We start from the raw sequence: 17,834 nt of genomic DNA, 5'->3' as shown, positions 1-17,834 counted from the left end.
TCATGCTAATTTAAGATAAACGCTTCTTTAAAACATCATCAAGTTTATCGGTCGCATTTGCGAATAAAAGTGCAGTATCATTAAAATCAATACAGGCATCCGTCACTGAAACACCATACTTTAATAACTCTTTTGGCCCATCAGAACTCTGGTTTCCCGCGTTAAGATGACTTTCTAACATTATACCAATAATTGATTTATTACCTGCAATGATTTGATTAAATACATTTTCTGCCACCAATGGCTGACGACGGTAATCTTTATTTGAGTTGCCATGCGAACAATCGATAACAATACCAGGTTCTAACGCTTGTGCACTCAATTCTTTCTCGCATAACGCGACATTATCGGCATCGTAATTTGGTTTTGTGCCACCGCGCAAAATAACATGGCCATCAGGATTTCCAGAAGTTTTAATCAATGATACTTGTCCTTGACGATTTATCCCCATAAAACGATGTGATGACGCAGCCGACTGCAGAGCATTAATAGCAACATCTAGGCTACCATTGGTGCCGTTTTTAAAGCCGATAGGCATAGAGAGTCCTGAAGCCATTTCTCTGTGTGTTTGCGACTCAGTTGTTCTAGCACCAATCGCCGACCAACTAAAAAGTTCAGCCAAGTATTGCGGGCTGATCGGATCAAGCGCTTCGGTGGCTAATGGCAAGCCTAAATCTGTTAAATAAATCAATAACTCTCGTGCTTTACGTAAACCAGTCTCGACATCAAAGGTACCGTCCATATGCGGATCGTTTATTAAACCTTTCCAACCGACTGTGGTACGCGGCTTTTCAAAGTAAACACGCATAACAATATAAAGACTGTCTTGATGCTTATCATGTAAGGCTTTTAGCTTTTGCGCATATTCTTTAGCGGCATCGAGATCATGCACAGAACAAGGACCTGAAATAACAAGTAAACGATGATCTTTTTTATGAATGATATCAGCGATCACCTTACGGGCAGCTTTAACAAAATTACGTCCACTTTCAGACAGAGGTAATTCATTTCTTAGTTGATCAGGTGTTATTAATACATCTTCTGAATTGACATGAATATCATTAAGGGTTTTTACGTGAGGGCCTTTACTGGGTTGAGCGTTCGGTAATGAGTTAGACATTGTATTTTCCATTTATCGCAAGATTATTTATTAAGGTAAATATAGAACAAAAGAACTAAGTGTGACTTAGCAAAAGAAGGGCTAGTAATAATATCGATGTTGTTGATTTTGCATGACAGTTCCACTGCTTTACATTGTAAAGAATTATTTACTCTGTTTGTACACAATATCTTACAGGGGTTTTTTTTGAAGGTACAGTAGTTTTAGTGTTTTTATTCTAGGTTATGTTCAGGATGAACGGTATAACGTGGTGCCATGGATGGCAAGGAACGTATATGTTCAGGATGAACGGTATAACGTGGTGCCATGGATGGCAAGGAACGTATATGTTCAGGATGAACGGTATAACGTGGTGCCATGGATGGCAAGGAACGTATATGTTCAGGACTGCATGGATGCAGAAAATAGAACGAAGCACGCACGCCAGAGCGGAGGATGCCCTTTCGCAGAGAACTTCTCTTGACGGCATTAGTGCACGTCACGATCCGCTTTTCCAACAAAAATATAAAAAGCGCCCTAAGGCGCTTTTTATTAAGTCATCGTTAGCAACTAACCGCCATGAACAATACGATTACTGATCAAGTTTTCTACCACGCTAGGGTCTGCCAAAGTCGATGTATCACCTAAGGTATCGATATCATTTTCAGCAATTTTACGTAAAATACGACGCATGATTTTACCAGAACGTGTTTTTGGCAAGCCAGGCGCATACTGAATGTAATCAGGTTTTGCAAAACGGCCTAATTCTTTAGCAACAAACTCAGTTAACGCTTTCAGTAACTCCGGTGATTCACTCGCATTAGCCATTAAAGTCACATAAGCATAAACGCCTTGGCCTTTAATTTCATGCGGATAACCAACAACAGCAGCTTCTGCTACAGCAGGGTGAAGCACTAAAGCGCTTTCAATCTCAGCAGTACCTAAACGATGACCCGAAACATTAAGGACATCATCAACACGCCCGGTGATCCAATAAAATCCATCTTCATCACGACGTGCACCATCACCAGTAAAGTAATTACCAGGATATTGGCTTAAATAGGTTTGATAAAAACGGTCATGATCACCATAAACTGTACGTAATTGCCCTGGCCAACTCCCGGTGATTATTAACAAACCTTGGTCAGCACCTGTAAGTGTATTACCTTCTTTATCAAACAATGCTGGCTGGACGCCGAAAAATGGCTTGCCTGCAGCACCCGGTTTCATATCAACAGCACCGGGTAATGAAGTAATTAAAATACCACCCGTTTCTGTTTGCCACCAAGTATCAACGATTGGGCAGTTAGACTTGCCGACAACTTCATAATACCAATGCCAAGCTTCAGGGTTAATGGGCTCGCCAACAGTGCCGAGCAAACGTAACGACGAAAGATCTGACTGATGAACGAGATCGTCACCAATACTCATCAAGGCTCTTATCGCAGTAGGTGCAGTATAAAAAATATTAACTTTGTGTTTTTCACATATTTGCCAAAAACGTCCAGCATCAGGGTAAGTGGGTACGCCTTCAAAAACCAGTGTAGTTGCGCCGTTAGCTAACGGGCCATAAAAAATATAAGAGTGGCCGGTGATCCAACCTGCATCGGCAGTACACCAATAAATTTCGCCATCTTTATAGTCAAAAACATATTTATGAGTCATTGCTGCGTAAAGCGAATAACCACCACAGGTATGTAAAACACCTTTTGGTGTGCCTGTTGAACCTGAAGTATAAAGAATAAACAACGGATCTTCTGCGTCCATAACTTCTGGTTCACAGACGGCTGATTGTTTGGCGACTTCTTCTTCATAACTAATGTCGATTTTGTCATTCCAAGCAACATCACCGCCGGTGCGCGCAACTACAATCACCGTATGGACATTTGGACATTCTGCAACCGCTTCATCTACATTCACTTTCAGTGGAATAACGCGACCACCACGTAAACTTTCATCAGAGGTAATGATAACTTGGCAATCAGCATCCGCGACACGCGAACGGATAGCCTCGGTTGAGAAACCACCAAATACAACTGAATGTACCGCGCCGATGCGAGCACAAGCTAACATCGCATAACCGACTTCAGGGATCATTGGCATATATATACAAACCCGATCTCCTTTTTTAACGCCACGTGCTTTCAATAAATTCGCTAAACGACAAACGTGATCATGTAACTCTTGATAAGTAATTTTTTTATCATCACTGGGATCATCGCCTTCCCAAATGATAGCAGTATCATTTGCTTTTGTGGCCAAGTGACGATCAATACAGTTATAACTTACATTTAATTTACCACCAGAAAACCATTTAATATCAGCCGTTTTCAAGTCAACATCACTGACACTGTCCCAGGGTTTATACCAATCAAGAAATTTTTCAGCTTGCTCACCCCAAAATACATCAGGTTGCTCAATTGATTGCTTGTACATCGCATCATATGTTGCACTATCAATATGTGTGTGTGCTTTGGCTTGCTCTAAAACTGGATAACAGCTTTTCAATTCGTTCATGTTGAGTCCTTCATTGCTGACTTGATGTTGTACCAAGTTGATTATTGCTTAAATGGTATGTAGATCCATCTAAACGCTAATAGATTTTGAGTTTATTTTTAAAACAGTGACAACATCATATAGGAAGTTAATTAGTGCGACTACTCAACTAAAGTCGAATACGGCTGATTAAATTTAGATTAAATTGAAAAAAGATAATTTCCTGCCAATAACATTAACATCTAAGTCACCAATGACCAGGCTGTCATAATTAACTTAAAAAAAAAGCAAAATAAATTGCTTTTAGTGGTCTAAGGAGAATTTAAATGGGTACGTTAACGAATAATGATATCGGGTGAACCGTTAATTTCGCCATCTTCAGTTATGATAACGCTACCACTGTTATTCGATAACACGGCGATACTACGACCATTTTCATTACGTATAAAAAGTAATTCATAACCAAATTTACCTAGACTACCCGCTGAAAATTTTTGGGCAAGTGACAGTTTTTTCCACCAAACTGAATGCTCAGGGGACTCTTGTCTTCTATCATTAAAAGGTTGCTTTTGTAATTGCATAACTTACCCCCCGTTAAATAAATACCAACTTCATTGTATCGATATAGCGCAGAAAAACAGCAGTAGCTATTATTAGTATAGAACAGATTTTATCAACCACGATTTTTTATTTGTTTAACTATCGAGAAAGTACCACGAAAGCGGTAGCATATAGCGCTTCATCAGAGAGTGAAATATGCCAAGTTTCAGCGCCTAATGCCCTTGCTAACTCTTCAGCACGACCACTTAATAGTAGTTGTGGTTGGCCAGAAGCTAATGATTTTATTTCAAAATTTTGAAAAGAAACACCATTAGCTATACCGGTACCAAGTGCTTTGGACGCTGCTTCTTTTCCCGCCCAACGCTTTGCTAAATATAAGGCGGGGGTTTTTAACGATTGATATTTTTCATATTCTGTTGGCGTTAGCACGCGCAGTGCTAAACGGTCTCGTACTTTAATCGCCATTTTCTCTATACGGCTTATTTCAATAATATCAGTACCGATACCCACCACAGACATAATAAATCTCTTGTTTTACGCTAAGTGTTGTCATAACATTTATCTTAGCTTCACTTGGTTAAATAAGGCAGAATTTTATCAATTCTACCGGTTAGCTGCTAATAGCGATGAACTAAAGAGTTAACTACGCGCTTCTCTCATAAGCTGTTTCATATCACGAATAGCCTTATCTAATCCATCAATCACCGCTCGAGCAATAATAGCATGACCGATGTTGAGTTCGATTATCTCTTCGATTGCCGCAATAGGTTTAACGTTAAAGTAATTTAAACCGTGTCCGGCATTAACTTTTAAACCATTTGCGTGCGCATATTTGATACCTTCAATTAGCCGGATCAATTCAATCTTTTGATCTTGTTCATTTTTAGCATCAGCATAATGGCCAGTGTGAATTTCAATATAAGGGGCTTTGCTTGCTATAGCAGCATCAATTTGGCTTTTATCTGCATCAATAAACAAACTTGTTTCTATGCCCGCCGCCGTTAATTGTGCCACTGCGCGGCTAATTTTATCTAAATGACCAACCACGTCTAAGCCGCCTTCAGTCGTCAGCTCAGCACGTTTTTCAGGAACAAGACAACAAAATGCCGGTTTAACCTCACAAGCGATAGCCAACATTTCATCAGTGACCGCCATTTCAAAATTCATTCGGGTATGAAGTGTTTGTTTTAGTACATAAATGTCTCGGTCTTGGATATGACGACGGTCTTCACGTAAATGGACAGTAATACCATCGGCACCAGCATGTTCTGCTACTGATGCAGCATAAACGGGATCAGGATAATTTGTGCCCCTTGCTTCTCGTAAGGTAGCAATATGGTCAACATTTACGCCTAAGAATAGTTCGCTCATTTTATTATCTCTTAAATTTATGAATTTTTTGTAAATAGTTTTCGGCTATTTAATGGTTTACCATCAAGTAAATGATTAATAATTTGTCGCATCAGTACTTTATACGTTTGCATTACGTCTTTAGATGATAAATCTTCTTGGGCAATCGCTTTTAAATGCACTGCATTATAACCAGTCTGTACCTGTTTGCTTACTACTGGGACAAAACCCTGCTCAGGAAAATAATGATAACGATGAATTTTTTCTGGAAATATCGGAGAATAATCAATCGTTAGCCCTAATTCTTCTAGTAACCTATTTTCAAAATTTCTCAATATAAACTCAATTGAACGTTGTTCCGATAATTGTTCAATGCTTTGTTGATATTGACCAAAAAGTTCGTCGTAGGGGATATGTTCGCCTAGTAGACGTACTTGTAACTCATTAAGGTAAAAGCCACTGTAGAGGTAATTACCACTGAGCTGGTAGGATTTTCTTTCGGGTTCGACACGTTGTAAATACTTGAGGTTTCCTTGACCTTTCAAAACGATTTTTAGTGGCGAAAAAGGTTGTAGTAAAGCTTTCTTATTAGATTTTAAAGACTTACCTAAATAAGAAATGGCAGACACTTTTCCTTGATGAGCGGTTAAGAATTCAAGCAATATTTGATTTTCACGATAGGGTCGTGAATGCAACAAAAATGCACTTTGCTCAAATTCTTCCATTATTTTTAGTCCAGTAGACGGGTCAAAGTCTAACCTGAATATTCATCCCCGTAGCCTAAACTACGAAGTGCACGTTCATCATCAGCCCAACCAGATTTCACTTTTACCCAGGTTTCAAGAAACACTTTTTGCTCAAAAAGCGCTTCCATATCACGGCGAGCTTCTTGACCAATAGTTTTAAGTCGCTCTCCACCATTACCGATAACCATACGCTTCTGGCTTTTTCTTTCCACTAAGATGAGCGCATTAATATGGATGATACCCTTTTCGTCCATTTTAAATTGCTCAACTTCAACAGTCGTTGAGTACGGTAATTCATCACCGGTGAAACGAATAAGTTTTTCACGAATGATTTCAGAGGCCATAAAACGACTTGAACGGTCAGTAACATAATCATCTGGGAACCAGAAGTCACCTGCGGGAAGTGAACTAAGACAAAGTTGACGAATAGTATCGACGTTATCGCCTTTCGCTGCAGAGATAGGTACGATATCGCTAAAGTCGTGCTTCTCGCCTAATTTTTGCAAGTGAGGTAATAATGATTCTTTATCTTGGACATTATCAATTTTATTAATCACTAAAATACATCGTGCGCCCGATTTTTTTATCTTACTAAGCACAAGTTCATCGTCAGTTGTCCAATGTGTTCCTTCAACCAGAAAAACCACTAATTCTACTTCTGCGATTGAACTACTTGCTGCGCGATTCATTAAGCGATTAATTGCACGTTTTTCATCAGAGTGTAAACCAGGTGTATCAACTAATACCGCTTGTTTATTTTCTTCTGTTAAAATTCCTAAAATACGATGGCGTGTCGTTTGTGGCTTGCGTGAGGTGATACTAATTTTTTGGCCTAACAAGCTGTTAAGCAATGTTGATTTACCAACATTAGGACGACCGACAATAGCAATTAAGCCACAATGTTTATTTTCACTTGTCATGATAATATTTCGCTGAGTTATTTTTTATCAAAAATGAGCGCGAGTACTTGTTGCGCTGCGGCTTGTTCGGCTTTACGACGGCTAGTGCCTTTAGTGATCACTTCGGTGTTTATCACATTGGTTGTACATCGCACAGTAAACTGTTGATTATGAGACTGACCACTGGTGTGAATGACTTCATAAAGTGGTAAAGCAATTTTACGTGCTTGTAAATATTCTTGTAAACGTGTTTTAGGATCTTTTTGTTCGTTACCGGGTCTAATAATATCTAATCGTTCAGCAAACCAGCTAAGCACTAACGCTTTAGTGGTGTCGTTATCTGAATCTAAATAGACAGCGCCGATAATTGCTTCAACGGCATCTTCTAAAATGGAATCTCGACGATGACCACCACTTTTTAATTCACCTGGGCCTAAAATTAAGTATTCGCCTAAATTAAAGCCTCGGCCAATTTCAGCTAAGGTAACACCTCGCACAAGGCTAGAGCGCATACGTGTTAAATCACCTTCGTCATGAGAAGGAAATTGCTGATAAAGTACTTCAGCAATGACAAAACCAAGTATAGAGTCGCCCAGAAACTCTAAACGTTCGTTATGAGTTCCTTTAGCACTTCGGTGTGTTAATGCTTGAAGCAATAAGTCATTATCATTAAAGGTATATCCTAACTTTTTACTGAGTCTAGTTAGTGCGACTGCTGAGCTTTTCACGATTAGTTTATTCCACCTAAACGTGAAAACCTGACATTAGTCGGTATCCACTTAGGTAAAAAACTATCTTCGTCACGATCAAAATCAAAACTCATCCAAATTGCTACGGCTTCGCCAACAAGATTTTCTTCGGGCACAAAGCCCCAAAAACGTCCATCAAGACTATTGTCACGATTGTCACCCATAACATAATAATGACCTTCAGGGACCAAGAATTCATCACGTTGAGTATTATTTTGTTGATAATAATGCTGAGTACGCGGCAATATTTGATTATCCATTAAAATATCATGTGTTTTATTTGGCATATCAGCCGTGTAACGACTTAGACCATATGAACCGTCTGGTGACTCGTTATCTTTCTTAAAGGTGTTTACTACTTGCTCAAAGTCTGGACATTTAACGTCACTTTCTTGACAAGCAGGTTTAATATATATCGATTTGTTACGATAGATAATTCTGTCGCCTGGCAAACCAATAACACGTTTAATATAGTCAATTTGTGGGTCGCGAGGGTATTTAAAAACAATAACATCACCGCGCTCAGGTAGCCCTACTTCAAAAAATTTATTACGTGCGACTGGATCGCGTAAGCCATAATTGAACTTATTCACTAAGATAAAGTCGCCATCAAGTAATGTTGGCATCATAGAGCCCGAAGGTATTTGAAACGGTTCCCATAAAAATGAACGTAAAATCAATACAAAGGCGATAACTGGAAATATTTGTACCGAAGTATCAACAAATACTGAAGGCTCTACTAAGTTAGCGATAACGTCATCTGACAACGCTTCTTTGCATTGAGCCTGAGCGTCCACTAATTTTAATTGACGTTGCGCGGCTAAATAAAACTTATCAGCCAACCAAACAACGCCAGTGATACTAGTAATAATAACGAGAAATATTGAAAAATAAACAGCCATAACTTCCCTACTAACTTTCTAATTTAAGTACAGCTAAAAACGCTTCTTGAGGTACTTCAACGTTGCCAACTTGCTTCATACGTTTTTTACCATCTTTTTGTTTTTGTAGTAATTTTTTCTTACGAGAAATATCACCACCATAACATTTTGCGGTAACATTTTTTCGTAATTGCTTAACGGTAGTACGGGCAATTACGTTATTACCTATGGCCGCCTGAATAGCAATATCAAACATCTGACGATGGATAAGTTCTTTTAATTTATCCACGAGCATACGACCACGTGCAACAGAGTTTCCTCGGTGCGTTATCATCGCTAATGCATCAACACGATCGCCATTAATCATCACATCAACACGCACCATGTCGGCAGCTTCAAAGCGGATAAAATTATAATCAAGTGAAGCATAACCACGACTGGTTGATTTTAACTTATCAAAAAAGTCCATCACCACTTCAGCCATGGGCAGCTCATATCTGACTGCTACTTGTTTTCCATGATAGATAATATCTTTTTGTACACCACGTTTTTCGATACATAAAGTAATAACATTACCTAAATGTTCTTGGGGCACTAAAATATTAGCTTCAACGATAGGTTCACGAATTTCTTCAATACTATTAATAGCCGGTAAATCACCCGGGTTATCGATAGATATAACGTCGCCATTAGTACAAGCAATTTCATAGTTAACCGTAGGTGCGGTTGTGATCAGGTCAAGATCATATTCACGCGCTAAACGCTCTTGAACAATCTCCATATGCAGCATACCGAGGAAACCAATACGAAAGCCAAAGCCAAGCGCAGATGAATTTTCTGGTTCAAAAAACAATGAAGCATCGTTTAGGCTTAACTTGTTCAAAGCATCACGGAAATTTTCGTAATCATCAGAACTTATAGGGAATATTCCGGCATAAACTTGTGGTTGAACTTTTTTGAAACCGGCAAGCGCTTTGGCAGCTTCTTTTTTACTGATGGTGATAGTATCGCCTACTGGCGCACCATGAATTTCTTTAATACCGGCAATAATAAAACCAACTTCACCGGTTCTCAAAATACCCGTTTCTTTTTGTTTCGGTGTAAATATTCCGACTTTATCAATTTGGTGAACTTGTCCTGTAGACATGACCACCATTTTATCGCCTTTTTTCACTTCACCATTCATCACACGTACTAATGAAACAACACCTTGATAGTTATCAAACCAAGAATCAATGATCAAGGCTTGTAAGTTACCGGTAGGATCACCAGTAGGTGCAGGAATATTGGCAACTATGGTTTCTAAAACATCTTCGATACCTAAGCCTGTTTTTGCAGAGCACTGCACAGCGCCTGTTGCATCAATACCAATGATATCTTCAATTTCTTCACTCACACGATCAGGATCCGCTTGCGGTAAATCAATTTTATTTAAAATTGGAATAACTTCTAGATCCATTTCAAGAGCGGTATAACAGTTAGCAACAGTTTGTGCTTCAACACCTTGTCCGGCATCGACAACAAGTAAAGCACCTTCACAAGAAGCAAGTGAGCGCGAAACTTCATAAGAAAAATCAACATGACCCGGCGTATCGATAAAGTTAAGCTGATACGTTTCACCATTTTTGGCTAGGTAATCAAGCGTAACACTTTGTGCTTTGATAGTGATGCCACGCTCGCGCTCAATGTCCATAGAATCTAGGACTTGTGCTTCCATTTCACGTTCTTGTAAGCCACCACAATGTTGGATCAAGCGATCAGAAAGTGTAGATTTACCATGATCGATGTGGGCGATAATTGAAAAGTTACGTATATTTTTCATAAATGGAAGTTCAAATAATGCTGTGGTTAATTCAATAGTGATGAGATTTTAGCGAATTTAGCGCTCTGCGGCTATCTTTATGTTGTGTTAACTTGTGTATATAGCCGTTCCACTTCAAGATAGGGGTTTCAGCAAGTCGAGAATGGAGAAGTTACTCGACATTAATTGCAGATAAGAGTAAATATATTGCTAAAACCTATTAGACATAAGTGCTTATTTAGCCTTTGCCCTGAGCATGGAAGTTATCGAAGAGGTTTAATCGCTAATTTCGACGATATTTATTGCCGAGTTATTTATACGAAGAATTTTTGGGATTAACAAATTACAATATTTACCACGTTTTTGCTGGTGTCTCGCGAGCGTAAAACCTATGTACCCGCCCAAAACACCTAACGCTATCGCAAATAGCTCATGGCTAAATACGTTATTTTCAACCAGCCACTGGCCAAATACTGACGCTATAACTAACCCCAACAATGGCCATAGATAAACCTGCCAAGCGGTTAATAATAAATGCTTATCCGATAAGCCCAACACCACAGTATCACCAACTTTTACGGCTAATTCAGTTTCTAGTGCCAAGCTAAGTTTAGCTTGCGGGAAAGCTTTAGCCACTTGGCCACTGCCGCAGTTATCAACCTGTTTACAGCCGCTGCAACTTGATTTAATTTGGCTTTCTACTGTCACTTTATGCATAGCGCTTAGACCGGCATTTAGCTCCGCCGCTGATTCGATTGCAACAACGGTAGCATTTTCTTCGATCATGGTTTTTGCGGTGGTTTTATGGTGATAGCGTCGGCAATAGCTTTCGCTGTTTTAGAAGGAATTTTTCCGACAACACTCACTTCAATGCCATCGTTCACTTGGTTTAACACCAACGTTGCTCCATCCATAACAAAGTCAGCATTACGCTGTTTTTCTTGACTACTGTTAACATAAATTGAAATATCTACCAGACCATCACTCAACAGCATAAACTCAACGGGTTGTTTTGTTAGTGATATTTTATGTCGATTCGCATTAATTTTCGTAAAACCTTCGGGCAGCCAATTAACATCCCATTGTAGTTCTTGCTGTTGATATTCTTCAGGAATATCAACTAGCACAGGAAGTTCGGTCTCATTTAGCTGTAAGACACTTTCTGAAGGTTTATCTGTGATCTCTAGATGCGTGAACTGAATTTGTTCTAATTGTTGCCCTTGTTTCGTCACAATAGACAACTTTAATAGCATGCTTGATTGTTGATCCAACCAAAGCCAATAGGCATAACGGTGGTTATTCTTTGCTTCTATTCTGATTAATTGTGCGGGGCGGCCTAAAACACGACTCCGGCCAACAGAAATAAAATCATAGATATTTTCTAATTGAGAAATATCACCCGCTAAAATAGCAGGAATGGGGCCACTAATTTGTTGAGAAGTCACTGAATAAGGAGGCAGTTCAGGCTCGATATAACTTACTACGTTGCCTTTGCGTAAAATATCGCGACGTGGTCCATTAAGTAAAGAAAGTATCTCAAGTTCTTTACCGCTTTCATCGACGCCATGAAACCAGTGATATGGCTGCGCTTGATTATTTTTTACAACAACAAAAGAGGTGCTAAAATTAAGTTTATTTAATGCGCTAGATAAACGTTCGAGCCAAACTTTTGCGGGCTCACTTTCTTCACCAACCGCTGAAAAACTGATGCTTAACAGCAGTAAAACATAGCTTAAGAATTTCATTAATTACTTTTATTAGCCTTTTTGTTGTCAATACTTGTTGTTTCACTTTCATTATCTGTATTCGTACTATCAACAGTCAGTGAACCTAATTTAATTTGTTGTTGATGATCAGACAGCAAAGCATGAAAACGACGTTGTTGGTCAATAAAAGCTTGCTTTTGTGAAGCTCTGTCTGGTTCTTGAAAGTTCAAACTTACCGGTTCAGCAATACCCGCCATAGGAATAGTTTTCACTATTTGGCTAGGTAAAATAGTTTCATTATTCTGTGCAACATTACTTTGCACACCTAAAACCATTAAACCTGCCGCTGAAGCAGCAATCGCTAATTGACCAACAGGTTTAGCAAACTCGACTACTTTAGCTTTTAACTTAAGCATAAAAACATTAGTCGTTTTCGGGGCTAAGACGGTTGGCTCAGCGGCAATAGCTTTTGCTATTTCGGCAGATAAATCAAGTTGTAAAACATCAGGAGTGTCATTACGTAAAACATCTCCAATTAAATGATAACGATCCCAAGTAGTCGACAAATGTTCATCGTTGATAATATTATCAAACGTTTGCTCATCATGTTGAAAATTATCAACACAAGATGACACTGTCTCAAACTTACCTTCACTCATATATACACCTTAAAAATTAACACTTACATTCGTGTGAATTAAATTAATTTTATCTTTTATACCGCAAAGCTAATGTTAAAAACTAGCTTTGTAGTAGTGGCCTAATTTTTTTATCTACCGCGTCTCGAGCTCTAAATATTCTCGAACGCACAGTCCCTACAGGACAATCCATGATATGTGCTATTTCTTCGTAACTTAACCCTTCTAACTCTCGAAGGTTAATTGCCGTTCGCAAATCATTGGGCAGTTGCTCAATGGTATCAAAAATAACTTTTTTGATTTCATTGGTTAATAATAACTTCTCAGGAGAAGCATTTTCTCGCAAAGCTTCACCTGAATCATAAATCTCGGCATCTTCTACTTCTATATCCGAACCTGGTGGTTTTCGATTGCTCGCCACCATATGGTTCTTTGCGCAATTAACGGCTATACGATAAAGCCAAGTATAAAAAGCACTATCTCCTCTAAAATTAGGTAAAGCTCTATAGGCTTTAATAAATGCTTCTTGAACTATATCGGGTACATCACTGTGATTTTTTACATAACGCGACACTAAATTTGCTACTTTATGCTGATACTTTGTCACCAAAAGGTTAAAAGCATTTTTATCTCCGCGCTGTACTCGTTCAACCAATTTTTGGTCAACGTTTATTTCGCTCATCTGAGCCAATACTCCTAATTATCACTTACTTCTAAAATCCGGTTCAACATTTGGCTCATGGCAAACACATCAAGTAGGACTACACTCGTTTGAAAAAGTTCGAAAAAAATTAAAATAATTAATAAAACTATCAAATTTACTGTTTATTTCTAAATACAGCCCATTTTATCTGTTCCCACAGCTGAATAACCGTTAAGATTCCTGCTATATGTAGAATACATTAAAATCATAACTTTATGAACAAACAACACAACTGTGATGTATTAATTATTGGTAGTGGTGCAGCAGGTTTAACGCTTGCATTACATTTAGCAAATAATGCCGATATCGTCGTGCTCAGCAAAGCTTTGGTTAATGAAGGTTCGACCTTTTATGCCCAAGGAGGTATCGCTGCTGTTTTTGATGAGAATGATAGTGTTGCCGATCATGTTAATGACACTTTAATTGCCGGTGCTGGTTTGTGCGACCAAGACATAGTGCAGTTTACCGCTGAAAATGCGCGAGCATGTCTAGAGTGGCTGATTGGCCAAGGTGTTAACTTTGACCAAGAAGAAGATGAAAAAGGTGAGTTACGTTATCATCTAACCCGTGAAGGTGGGCATAGTCATCGCAGAATTCTTCACTCTGCTGACGCCACAGGTCAAGCCATTCAAACCACGTTAGTCGATCAAGTTAAAAATCACCCACGTATTCGAATTTTTGAACGCTACAATGCTGTTGATTTAGTTTGTGAACAGCCAAGCGAAGATAATCATCAGCAAAAACGCTGTATTGGTGCCTACATCTGGAACCGAAATAGCGAATGTGTTGAACGTATTTTTGCCCGAAAAACAATTTTAGCTACAGGTGGCGCCAGTAAGGTTTACCAATATACTTCAAATCCTGATGTTGCCAGCGGCGACGGTATAGCCATGGCCTGGCGAGCAGGATGCCGTGTCGCCAATATGGAGTTTAACCAATTCCACCCGACATGCTTATTTCATCCTGATGCCGGAAATTTTTTATTAACGGAAGCATTACGTGGTGAAGGGGCAATTTTACGTCGTCCTGATGGCAGCCGATTTATGCCAAGCTTCGATGAGCGCGCCGAGCTTGCACCACGAGATATTGTTGCCCGTGCCATTGATTTTGAAATGAAACGCCTTGGTGCTGATTGTATGTATTTAGATATTAGCCACAAGCCTGCTGATTTCATTAAGCAACATTTCCCTAATATCTATGAAAAGACACAATCTTTAGGCATAGATATTACCAAGCAACCTATGCCCGTCGTACCTGCTGCTCATTACACCTGTGGTGGTGTCATGATTAACAAGCAAGGTAAGACTGATATTGAGAGCTTATATGCTATTGGAGAAGTCGCTTATACCGGTTTACACGGCGCTAATCGTATGGCAAGTAATTCGTTATTAGAATGTTTAGTGTTTGCCCGCGCAGCGGCTTTAGACATAGAACAAAAAATTGACCTTCAGCAAAGCATTGTCGCGTTACCCGCTTGGGATGAAAGTCGCGTTACAAATTCTGATGAAGAAGTGGTTATACAGCATAACTGGCATGAACTACGGTTATTTATGTGGGATTATGTCGGTATTGTTAGAACAACAAAACGTTTAGAAAGAGCATTGCACCGTGTTGAATTGTTGCAGAGAGAAATAGACGATTACTATCAAAACTTTAGAGTCAGTAATAATTTATTAGAATTAAGAAATTTAGTGCAAGTGGCTGAATTAATTATTAGATGTGCGATGGAACGTAAAGAAAGTAGAGGCTTACACTACACGCTTGACTATCCTGAGTTGAGTGAGATAGCAACCTCAACCGTTTTAAGCCCCTAATATGAAGTGTTATGCTGAGTTATCAAGGTATTAGTTACCCTAGTTTGGGTTATTCAACTTAATAATAACGCGGCATAATCTTGAATATTGTTTAGCTGATAAGCTTGTTTTGAAAATAAAATAGCTGGGTAACATTCGTTGTGTTAGCCACCTTTTCAAAAAATTATCTTTCAGGGGGCTAAGCTCTGCCGATAAATTATCTTCAAAAACCAACCAACACCCCCAAAAACCAATGCGACTGCTCGCGCTTAATTGCCTTTTATCTTCAGCCGAAAACTGGCATTCACCCATGATATTAAGGGTAAAGCTATCGGGTTCGGTATAGAAGATCCGCATAAAATTGAATTTTTTATGCGGATGCTCAACAGTTATATTAAACTTTAACTCGTTTGAGGATAAGCTGTACCATGGCGTTAAGTTCTTTGTCTTCACACACTTGATGCCCCATAAACCAAGCAAATAATTCAGGGTCTTGCTCTTCAAGTAAACGTTCAAAAACTTGCTTCTCTTTTTCTGAAAGCAAATCATAAGCCTCTTCAACAAAAGGCATAAAAAGTATATCTAATTCAAGCATTCCACGACGGCAAGCCCATCTTAAACGCGGTTTATTATCGGTTAAAGACATATAACTCTCAGTAAAATAAAATTTAGGCTTATTCTAACAAAGTCATTTGCCATTACAATATTGTTTATCCGATCTATAAAAATAAACTAACGAATATCATATACACCTTGAATTTCACAAGAAAGTCCTCATTATTTAAGCTATCGATAAAATAAAAATGCTAATTTAATTATGACAATTTCTGTTGAAAATACCTTACCAAATTACGATAACCTTCCCGATGCTTGTATCATTAGTTTAGCTGAATATGGTGCAATTGCTGTACATGGAACAGAACAAAGTAAATATCTACAAGGACAAGTGACTTGTGATGTAAATACTCTGACAGATAACAACTTATTATTGGGTGGTCATTGCGACGCTAAAGGGAAAGTATTTTCAGTTTTTCGATTGATTAATCGTCAAAATATCCATTTACTTTTACAACCTATAACCAGCATTAACCAGTCATTAGCAGAACTAAAAAAGTTTGGCGTATTTGCCAAAGTAACTATTGAACAAACAACAGATCTAGCCTTTTATGCCGTTGCAGGAAAGAAGGCAACAGCGGTGCTACATCAGAAATTTGTTGAATTGCCCAATAGCTTAACTCCGGTTTTACAAGTCGGTAGTACCACTATTGTCTACCTAGCAGGAAAGTTAACACGTTATCTTATTATTGACGAGGCGAAGGCTGCTGAACAAATGATTAATGACTTTGCCTTGGTCACGTATTCTCAAGCGTTGTGGAATTTAATCGAAATTAACGAAGGTTTCCCCTTGCTAGCACCAGAAACGGTTACTACTTATGTGCCGCAAATGCTCAATTTACAAGCGATTCACGGCATAAGTTTTACTAAAGGTTGTTACTTAGGACAGGAAACTGTTGCTCGCATGCAATATTTAGGAAAAAACAAACGGGCTTTATTTTCGTTAAAAAGTAAATCTGCAAATAATGAGTTAATAACCTTGCAAGCAGGTGATATTATTGAGCAACAGTTAGGTGAAAACTGGCGTAAAGCCGGTGACATTTTAGCAAGCTATATTAGTGATGATGGTATTTATTATCTCCAGGCTGTTTTAGCCAGTGATATAGATAGCACCACAAATTTACGGATTAAAAACCACGAAAACTCGGCATTAAGCTTAGTAGAATTACCATATAACTTAGCGGAATAGTCGCTAGTTACATTTATTTAAAATTTAGGACATATAATGAAAATTTCAGAAAACAAAGTTGTCGTTTTACACTATGCCGTATCTGACAGCGAAGACACCCTCATTGACAGCTCTTATGATCACAGCCCTTTATCTATTATTCACGGCACAGGTTATCTCATTCCGGGCTTAGAAGATGCCTTAACGGATCATGTTGTTGATGATAAATTCGAAGTCGAAGTCAGTGCCGAAAATGCTTATGGTGATCGCCATGATGAGTTTGTACAAACCGTTCCAAAAAGTATGTTTGAAAGCGTTGAAGATCTAGCAGTTGGTTCACAATTACGTGCAACCACTGATGATGGTGAGCAAACAGTTATTGTTATTGATGTCACCGAGGATGAAATCACCGTTGACGGAAATCACCCTTTAGCCGGTATTGATTTAAAATTTGATGTGGAAATTTTAGAAGTCCGTGATGCCACAGAAGATGAATTGAAGCATGGACACGTCCATGGTGAAGGTGGTTGTGGCCACAACCACGACTAATATTGATAAATACTTAATTCGAAAAAATAACAAGGCGAAATATAAATGACATTATATTTCGCCTTTTTCATTCATTAATC

At 38.7% G+C, this 17,834-nt stretch carries 19 protein-coding genes; 3 read left to right on the top strand and 16 right to left on the bottom strand.

Going from position 1 to position 17,834, the window contains the following annotated elements; translation table 11 throughout:
* Positions 1–10: 10 nt before the first annotated feature.
* The 15 genes from ESZ26_RS03055 to rpoE form a co-directional block, all read right to left on the bottom strand.
* Positions 11–1,120, bottom strand: a complete 1,110-nt coding sequence (locus ESZ26_RS03055) for a 3-deoxy-7-phosphoheptulonate synthase (protein WP_146797789.1) — start codon at positions 1,118–1,120, stop codon at positions 11–13.
* Between the two features lie 212 nt (positions 1,121–1,332).
* Complete coding sequence (locus ESZ26_RS19155; RefSeq protein ID WP_170246293.1) at positions 1,333–1,479, bottom strand: hypothetical protein; 147 nt, start codon at positions 1,477–1,479, stop codon at positions 1,333–1,335.
* Positions 1,480–1,669: 190 nt separating this feature from the next.
* Positions 1,670–3,616, bottom strand: coding sequence for an acetate--CoA ligase (gene acs / locus ESZ26_RS03050; RefSeq protein ID WP_146797790.1), 1,947 nt, complete (start codon positions 3,614–3,616; stop codon positions 1,670–1,672).
* 314 nt (positions 3,617–3,930) lie between these two features.
* A complete protein-coding gene (locus ESZ26_RS03045) occupies positions 3,931–4,176 on the bottom strand; it encodes a hypothetical protein (RefSeq protein WP_146797792.1) in 246 nt (81 codons plus the stop codon).
* A 118-nt stretch (positions 4,177–4,294) separates the two neighbouring features.
* Entirely contained in the window at positions 4,295–4,675 is a 381-nt protein-coding gene (gene acpS, locus ESZ26_RS03040) for a holo-ACP synthase (RefSeq protein ID WP_146797794.1), read from the bottom strand.
* Between the two features lie 120 nt (positions 4,676–4,795).
* Positions 4,796–5,527, bottom strand: a complete 732-nt coding sequence (gene pdxJ, locus ESZ26_RS03035) for a pyridoxine 5'-phosphate synthase (RefSeq protein WP_146797796.1) — start codon at positions 5,525–5,527, stop codon at positions 4,796–4,798.
* 17 nt (positions 5,528–5,544) lie between these two features.
* The gene (gene recO / locus ESZ26_RS03030) at positions 5,545–6,231 is read right to left on the bottom strand and encodes a DNA repair protein RecO (protein WP_146797798.1); all 687 of its coding nucleotides are present in this window, start codon (positions 6,229–6,231) and stop codon (positions 5,545–5,547) included.
* A 29-nt stretch (positions 6,232–6,260) separates the two neighbouring features.
* The gene (gene era, locus ESZ26_RS03025) at positions 6,261–7,172 is read right to left on the bottom strand and encodes a GTPase Era (protein ID WP_146797800.1); all 912 of its coding nucleotides are present in this window, start codon (positions 7,170–7,172) and stop codon (positions 6,261–6,263) included.
* A 17-nt stretch (positions 7,173–7,189) separates the two neighbouring features.
* Positions 7,190–7,879, bottom strand: a complete 690-nt coding sequence (gene rnc / locus ESZ26_RS03020; protein ID WP_070374736.1) for a ribonuclease III — start codon at positions 7,877–7,879, stop codon at positions 7,190–7,192.
* 2 nt (positions 7,880–7,881) lie between these two features.
* Positions 7,882–8,802: a signal peptidase I gene (lepB, locus tag ESZ26_RS03015; protein WP_146797802.1), complete on the bottom strand. Its 921-nt coding sequence runs from the start codon at positions 8,800–8,802 to the stop codon at positions 7,882–7,884.
* Between the two features lie 10 nt (positions 8,803–8,812).
* Positions 8,813–10,603, bottom strand: coding sequence for a translation elongation factor 4 (gene lepA, locus ESZ26_RS03010; RefSeq protein WP_146797804.1), 1,791 nt, complete (start codon positions 10,601–10,603; stop codon positions 8,813–8,815).
* Positions 10,604–10,858: 255 nt separating this feature from the next.
* Complete coding sequence (locus tag ESZ26_RS03005; protein WP_146797806.1) at positions 10,859–11,368, bottom strand: SoxR reducing system RseC family protein; 510 nt, start codon at positions 11,366–11,368, stop codon at positions 10,859–10,861.
* Positions 11,365–12,327: a MucB/RseB C-terminal domain-containing protein gene (locus tag ESZ26_RS03000; protein ID WP_146797808.1), complete on the bottom strand. Its 963-nt coding sequence runs from the start codon at positions 12,325–12,327 to the stop codon at positions 11,365–11,367. Before ESZ26_RS03000 ends, ESZ26_RS03005 begins: the two co-directional genes overlap by 4 nt.
* Positions 12,327–12,947 (bottom strand): sigma-E factor negative regulatory protein, encoded by a 621-nt coding sequence (locus ESZ26_RS02995; protein ID WP_146797809.1) that lies wholly within the window; start codon positions 12,945–12,947, stop codon positions 12,327–12,329. Before ESZ26_RS02995 ends, ESZ26_RS03000 begins: the two co-directional genes overlap by 1 nt.
* Positions 12,948–13,029: 82 nt before the next feature.
* Positions 13,030–13,608 carry an RNA polymerase sigma factor RpoE gene (gene rpoE / locus ESZ26_RS02990; protein ID WP_146797811.1) on the bottom strand — a complete coding sequence of 193 codons (579 nt, stop codon included), beginning with the start codon at positions 13,606–13,608 and terminating at the stop codon, positions 13,030–13,032.
* A 236-nt stretch (positions 13,609–13,844) separates the two neighbouring features.
* On the opposite strand from rpoE, the gene nadB reads away from it, so the two are divergent.
* Entirely contained in the window at positions 13,845–15,443 is a 1,599-nt protein-coding gene (gene nadB / locus ESZ26_RS02985; RefSeq protein WP_146797813.1) for an L-aspartate oxidase, read from the top strand.
* 373 nt (positions 15,444–15,816) lie between these two features.
* On the opposite strand, the gene ESZ26_RS02980 is transcribed toward nadB, so the two are convergent.
* Positions 15,817–16,068 carry an FAD assembly factor SdhE gene (locus ESZ26_RS02980; protein ID WP_146797815.1) on the bottom strand — a complete coding sequence of 84 codons (252 nt, stop codon included), beginning with the start codon at positions 16,066–16,068 and terminating at the stop codon, positions 15,817–15,819.
* 171 nt (positions 16,069–16,239) lie between these two features.
* Here ESZ26_RS02980 and ygfZ point away from each other — a divergent pair, with 171 nt between their 5' ends.
* Both ygfZ and ESZ26_RS02970 read left to right on the top strand, forming a co-directional pair.
* The gene (gene ygfZ, locus ESZ26_RS02975) at positions 16,240–17,226 is read left to right on the top strand and encodes a tRNA-modifying protein YgfZ (protein ID WP_146797816.1); all 987 of its coding nucleotides are present in this window, start codon (positions 16,240–16,242) and stop codon (positions 17,224–17,226) included.
* A 36-nt stretch (positions 17,227–17,262) separates the two neighbouring features.
* Positions 17,263–17,754, top strand: coding sequence for an FKBP-type peptidyl-prolyl cis-trans isomerase (locus tag ESZ26_RS02970; RefSeq protein WP_146797819.1), 492 nt, complete (start codon positions 17,263–17,265; stop codon positions 17,752–17,754).
* The last annotated feature ends 80 nt before the right edge of the window (positions 17,755–17,834 follow it).

Origin of the sequence: Colwellia hornerae (assembly GCF_007954355.1) — a bacterium.
Lineage (GTDB): Bacteria > Pseudomonadota > Gammaproteobacteria > Enterobacterales > Alteromonadaceae > Colwellia_A > Colwellia_A hornerae.
This window is presented reverse-complemented; position numbering and strand designations above follow the sequence as displayed.

What these genes read in the sequence shown, in the direction of transcription:
- rpoE (WP_146797811.1), bottom strand. Translation starts at nt 13,608, where the DNA reads ATGAGCGAAATAAACGTTGACCAAAAATTGGTTGAACGAGTACAGCGC.
- ESZ26_RS02970 (WP_146797819.1), top strand. Translation starts at nt 17,263, where the DNA reads ATGAAAATTTCAGAAAACAAAGTTGTCGTTTTACACTATGCCGTATCT.
- acpS (WP_146797794.1), bottom strand. Translation starts at nt 4,675, where the DNA reads ATGTCTGTGGTGGGTATCGGTACTGATATTATTGAAATAAGCCGTATA.
- lepA (WP_146797804.1), bottom strand. Translation starts at nt 10,603, where the DNA reads ATGAAAAATATACGTAACTTTTCAATTATCGCCCACATCGATCATGGT.
- ESZ26_RS19155 (WP_170246293.1), bottom strand. Translation starts at nt 1,479, where the DNA reads ATGGCACCACGTTATACCGTTCATCCTGAACATATACGTTCCTTGCCA.
- ESZ26_RS02995 (WP_146797809.1), bottom strand. Translation starts at nt 12,947, where the DNA reads ATGAGTGAAGGTAAGTTTGAGACAGTGTCATCTTGTGTTGATAATTTT.
- recO (WP_146797798.1), bottom strand. Translation starts at nt 6,231, where the DNA reads ATGGAAGAATTTGAGCAAAGTGCATTTTTGTTGCATTCACGACCCTAT.
- ESZ26_RS02980 (WP_146797815.1), bottom strand. Translation starts at nt 16,068, where the DNA reads ATGTCTTTAACCGATAATAAACCGCGTTTAAGATGGGCTTGCCGTCGT.
- era (WP_146797800.1), bottom strand. Translation starts at nt 7,172, where the DNA reads ATGACAAGTGAAAATAAACATTGTGGCTTAATTGCTATTGTCGGTCGT.
- ESZ26_RS03005 (WP_146797806.1), bottom strand. Translation starts at nt 11,368, where the DNA reads ATGATCGAAGAAAATGCTACCGTTGTTGCAATCGAATCAGCGGCGGAG.
- ESZ26_RS03045 (WP_146797792.1), bottom strand. Translation starts at nt 4,176, where the DNA reads ATGCAATTACAAAAGCAACCTTTTAATGATAGAAGACAAGAGTCCCCT.
- pdxJ (WP_146797796.1), bottom strand. Translation starts at nt 5,527, where the DNA reads ATGAGCGAACTATTCTTAGGCGTAAATGTTGACCATATTGCTACCTTA.
- nadB (WP_146797813.1), top strand. Translation starts at nt 13,845, where the DNA reads ATGAACAAACAACACAACTGTGATGTATTAATTATTGGTAGTGGTGCA.
- ygfZ (WP_146797816.1), top strand. Translation starts at nt 16,240, where the DNA reads ATGACAATTTCTGTTGAAAATACCTTACCAAATTACGATAACCTTCCC.
- acs (WP_146797790.1), bottom strand. Translation starts at nt 3,616, where the DNA reads ATGAACGAATTGAAAAGCTGTTATCCAGTTTTAGAGCAAGCCAAAGCA.
- lepB (WP_146797802.1), bottom strand. Translation starts at nt 8,802, where the DNA reads ATGGCTGTTTATTTTTCAATATTTCTCGTTATTATTACTAGTATCACT.
- ESZ26_RS03000 (WP_146797808.1), bottom strand. Translation starts at nt 12,327, where the DNA reads ATGAAATTCTTAAGCTATGTTTTACTGCTGTTAAGCATCAGTTTTTCA.
- ESZ26_RS03055 (WP_146797789.1), bottom strand. Translation starts at nt 1,120, where the DNA reads ATGTCTAACTCATTACCGAACGCTCAACCCAGTAAAGGCCCTCACGTA.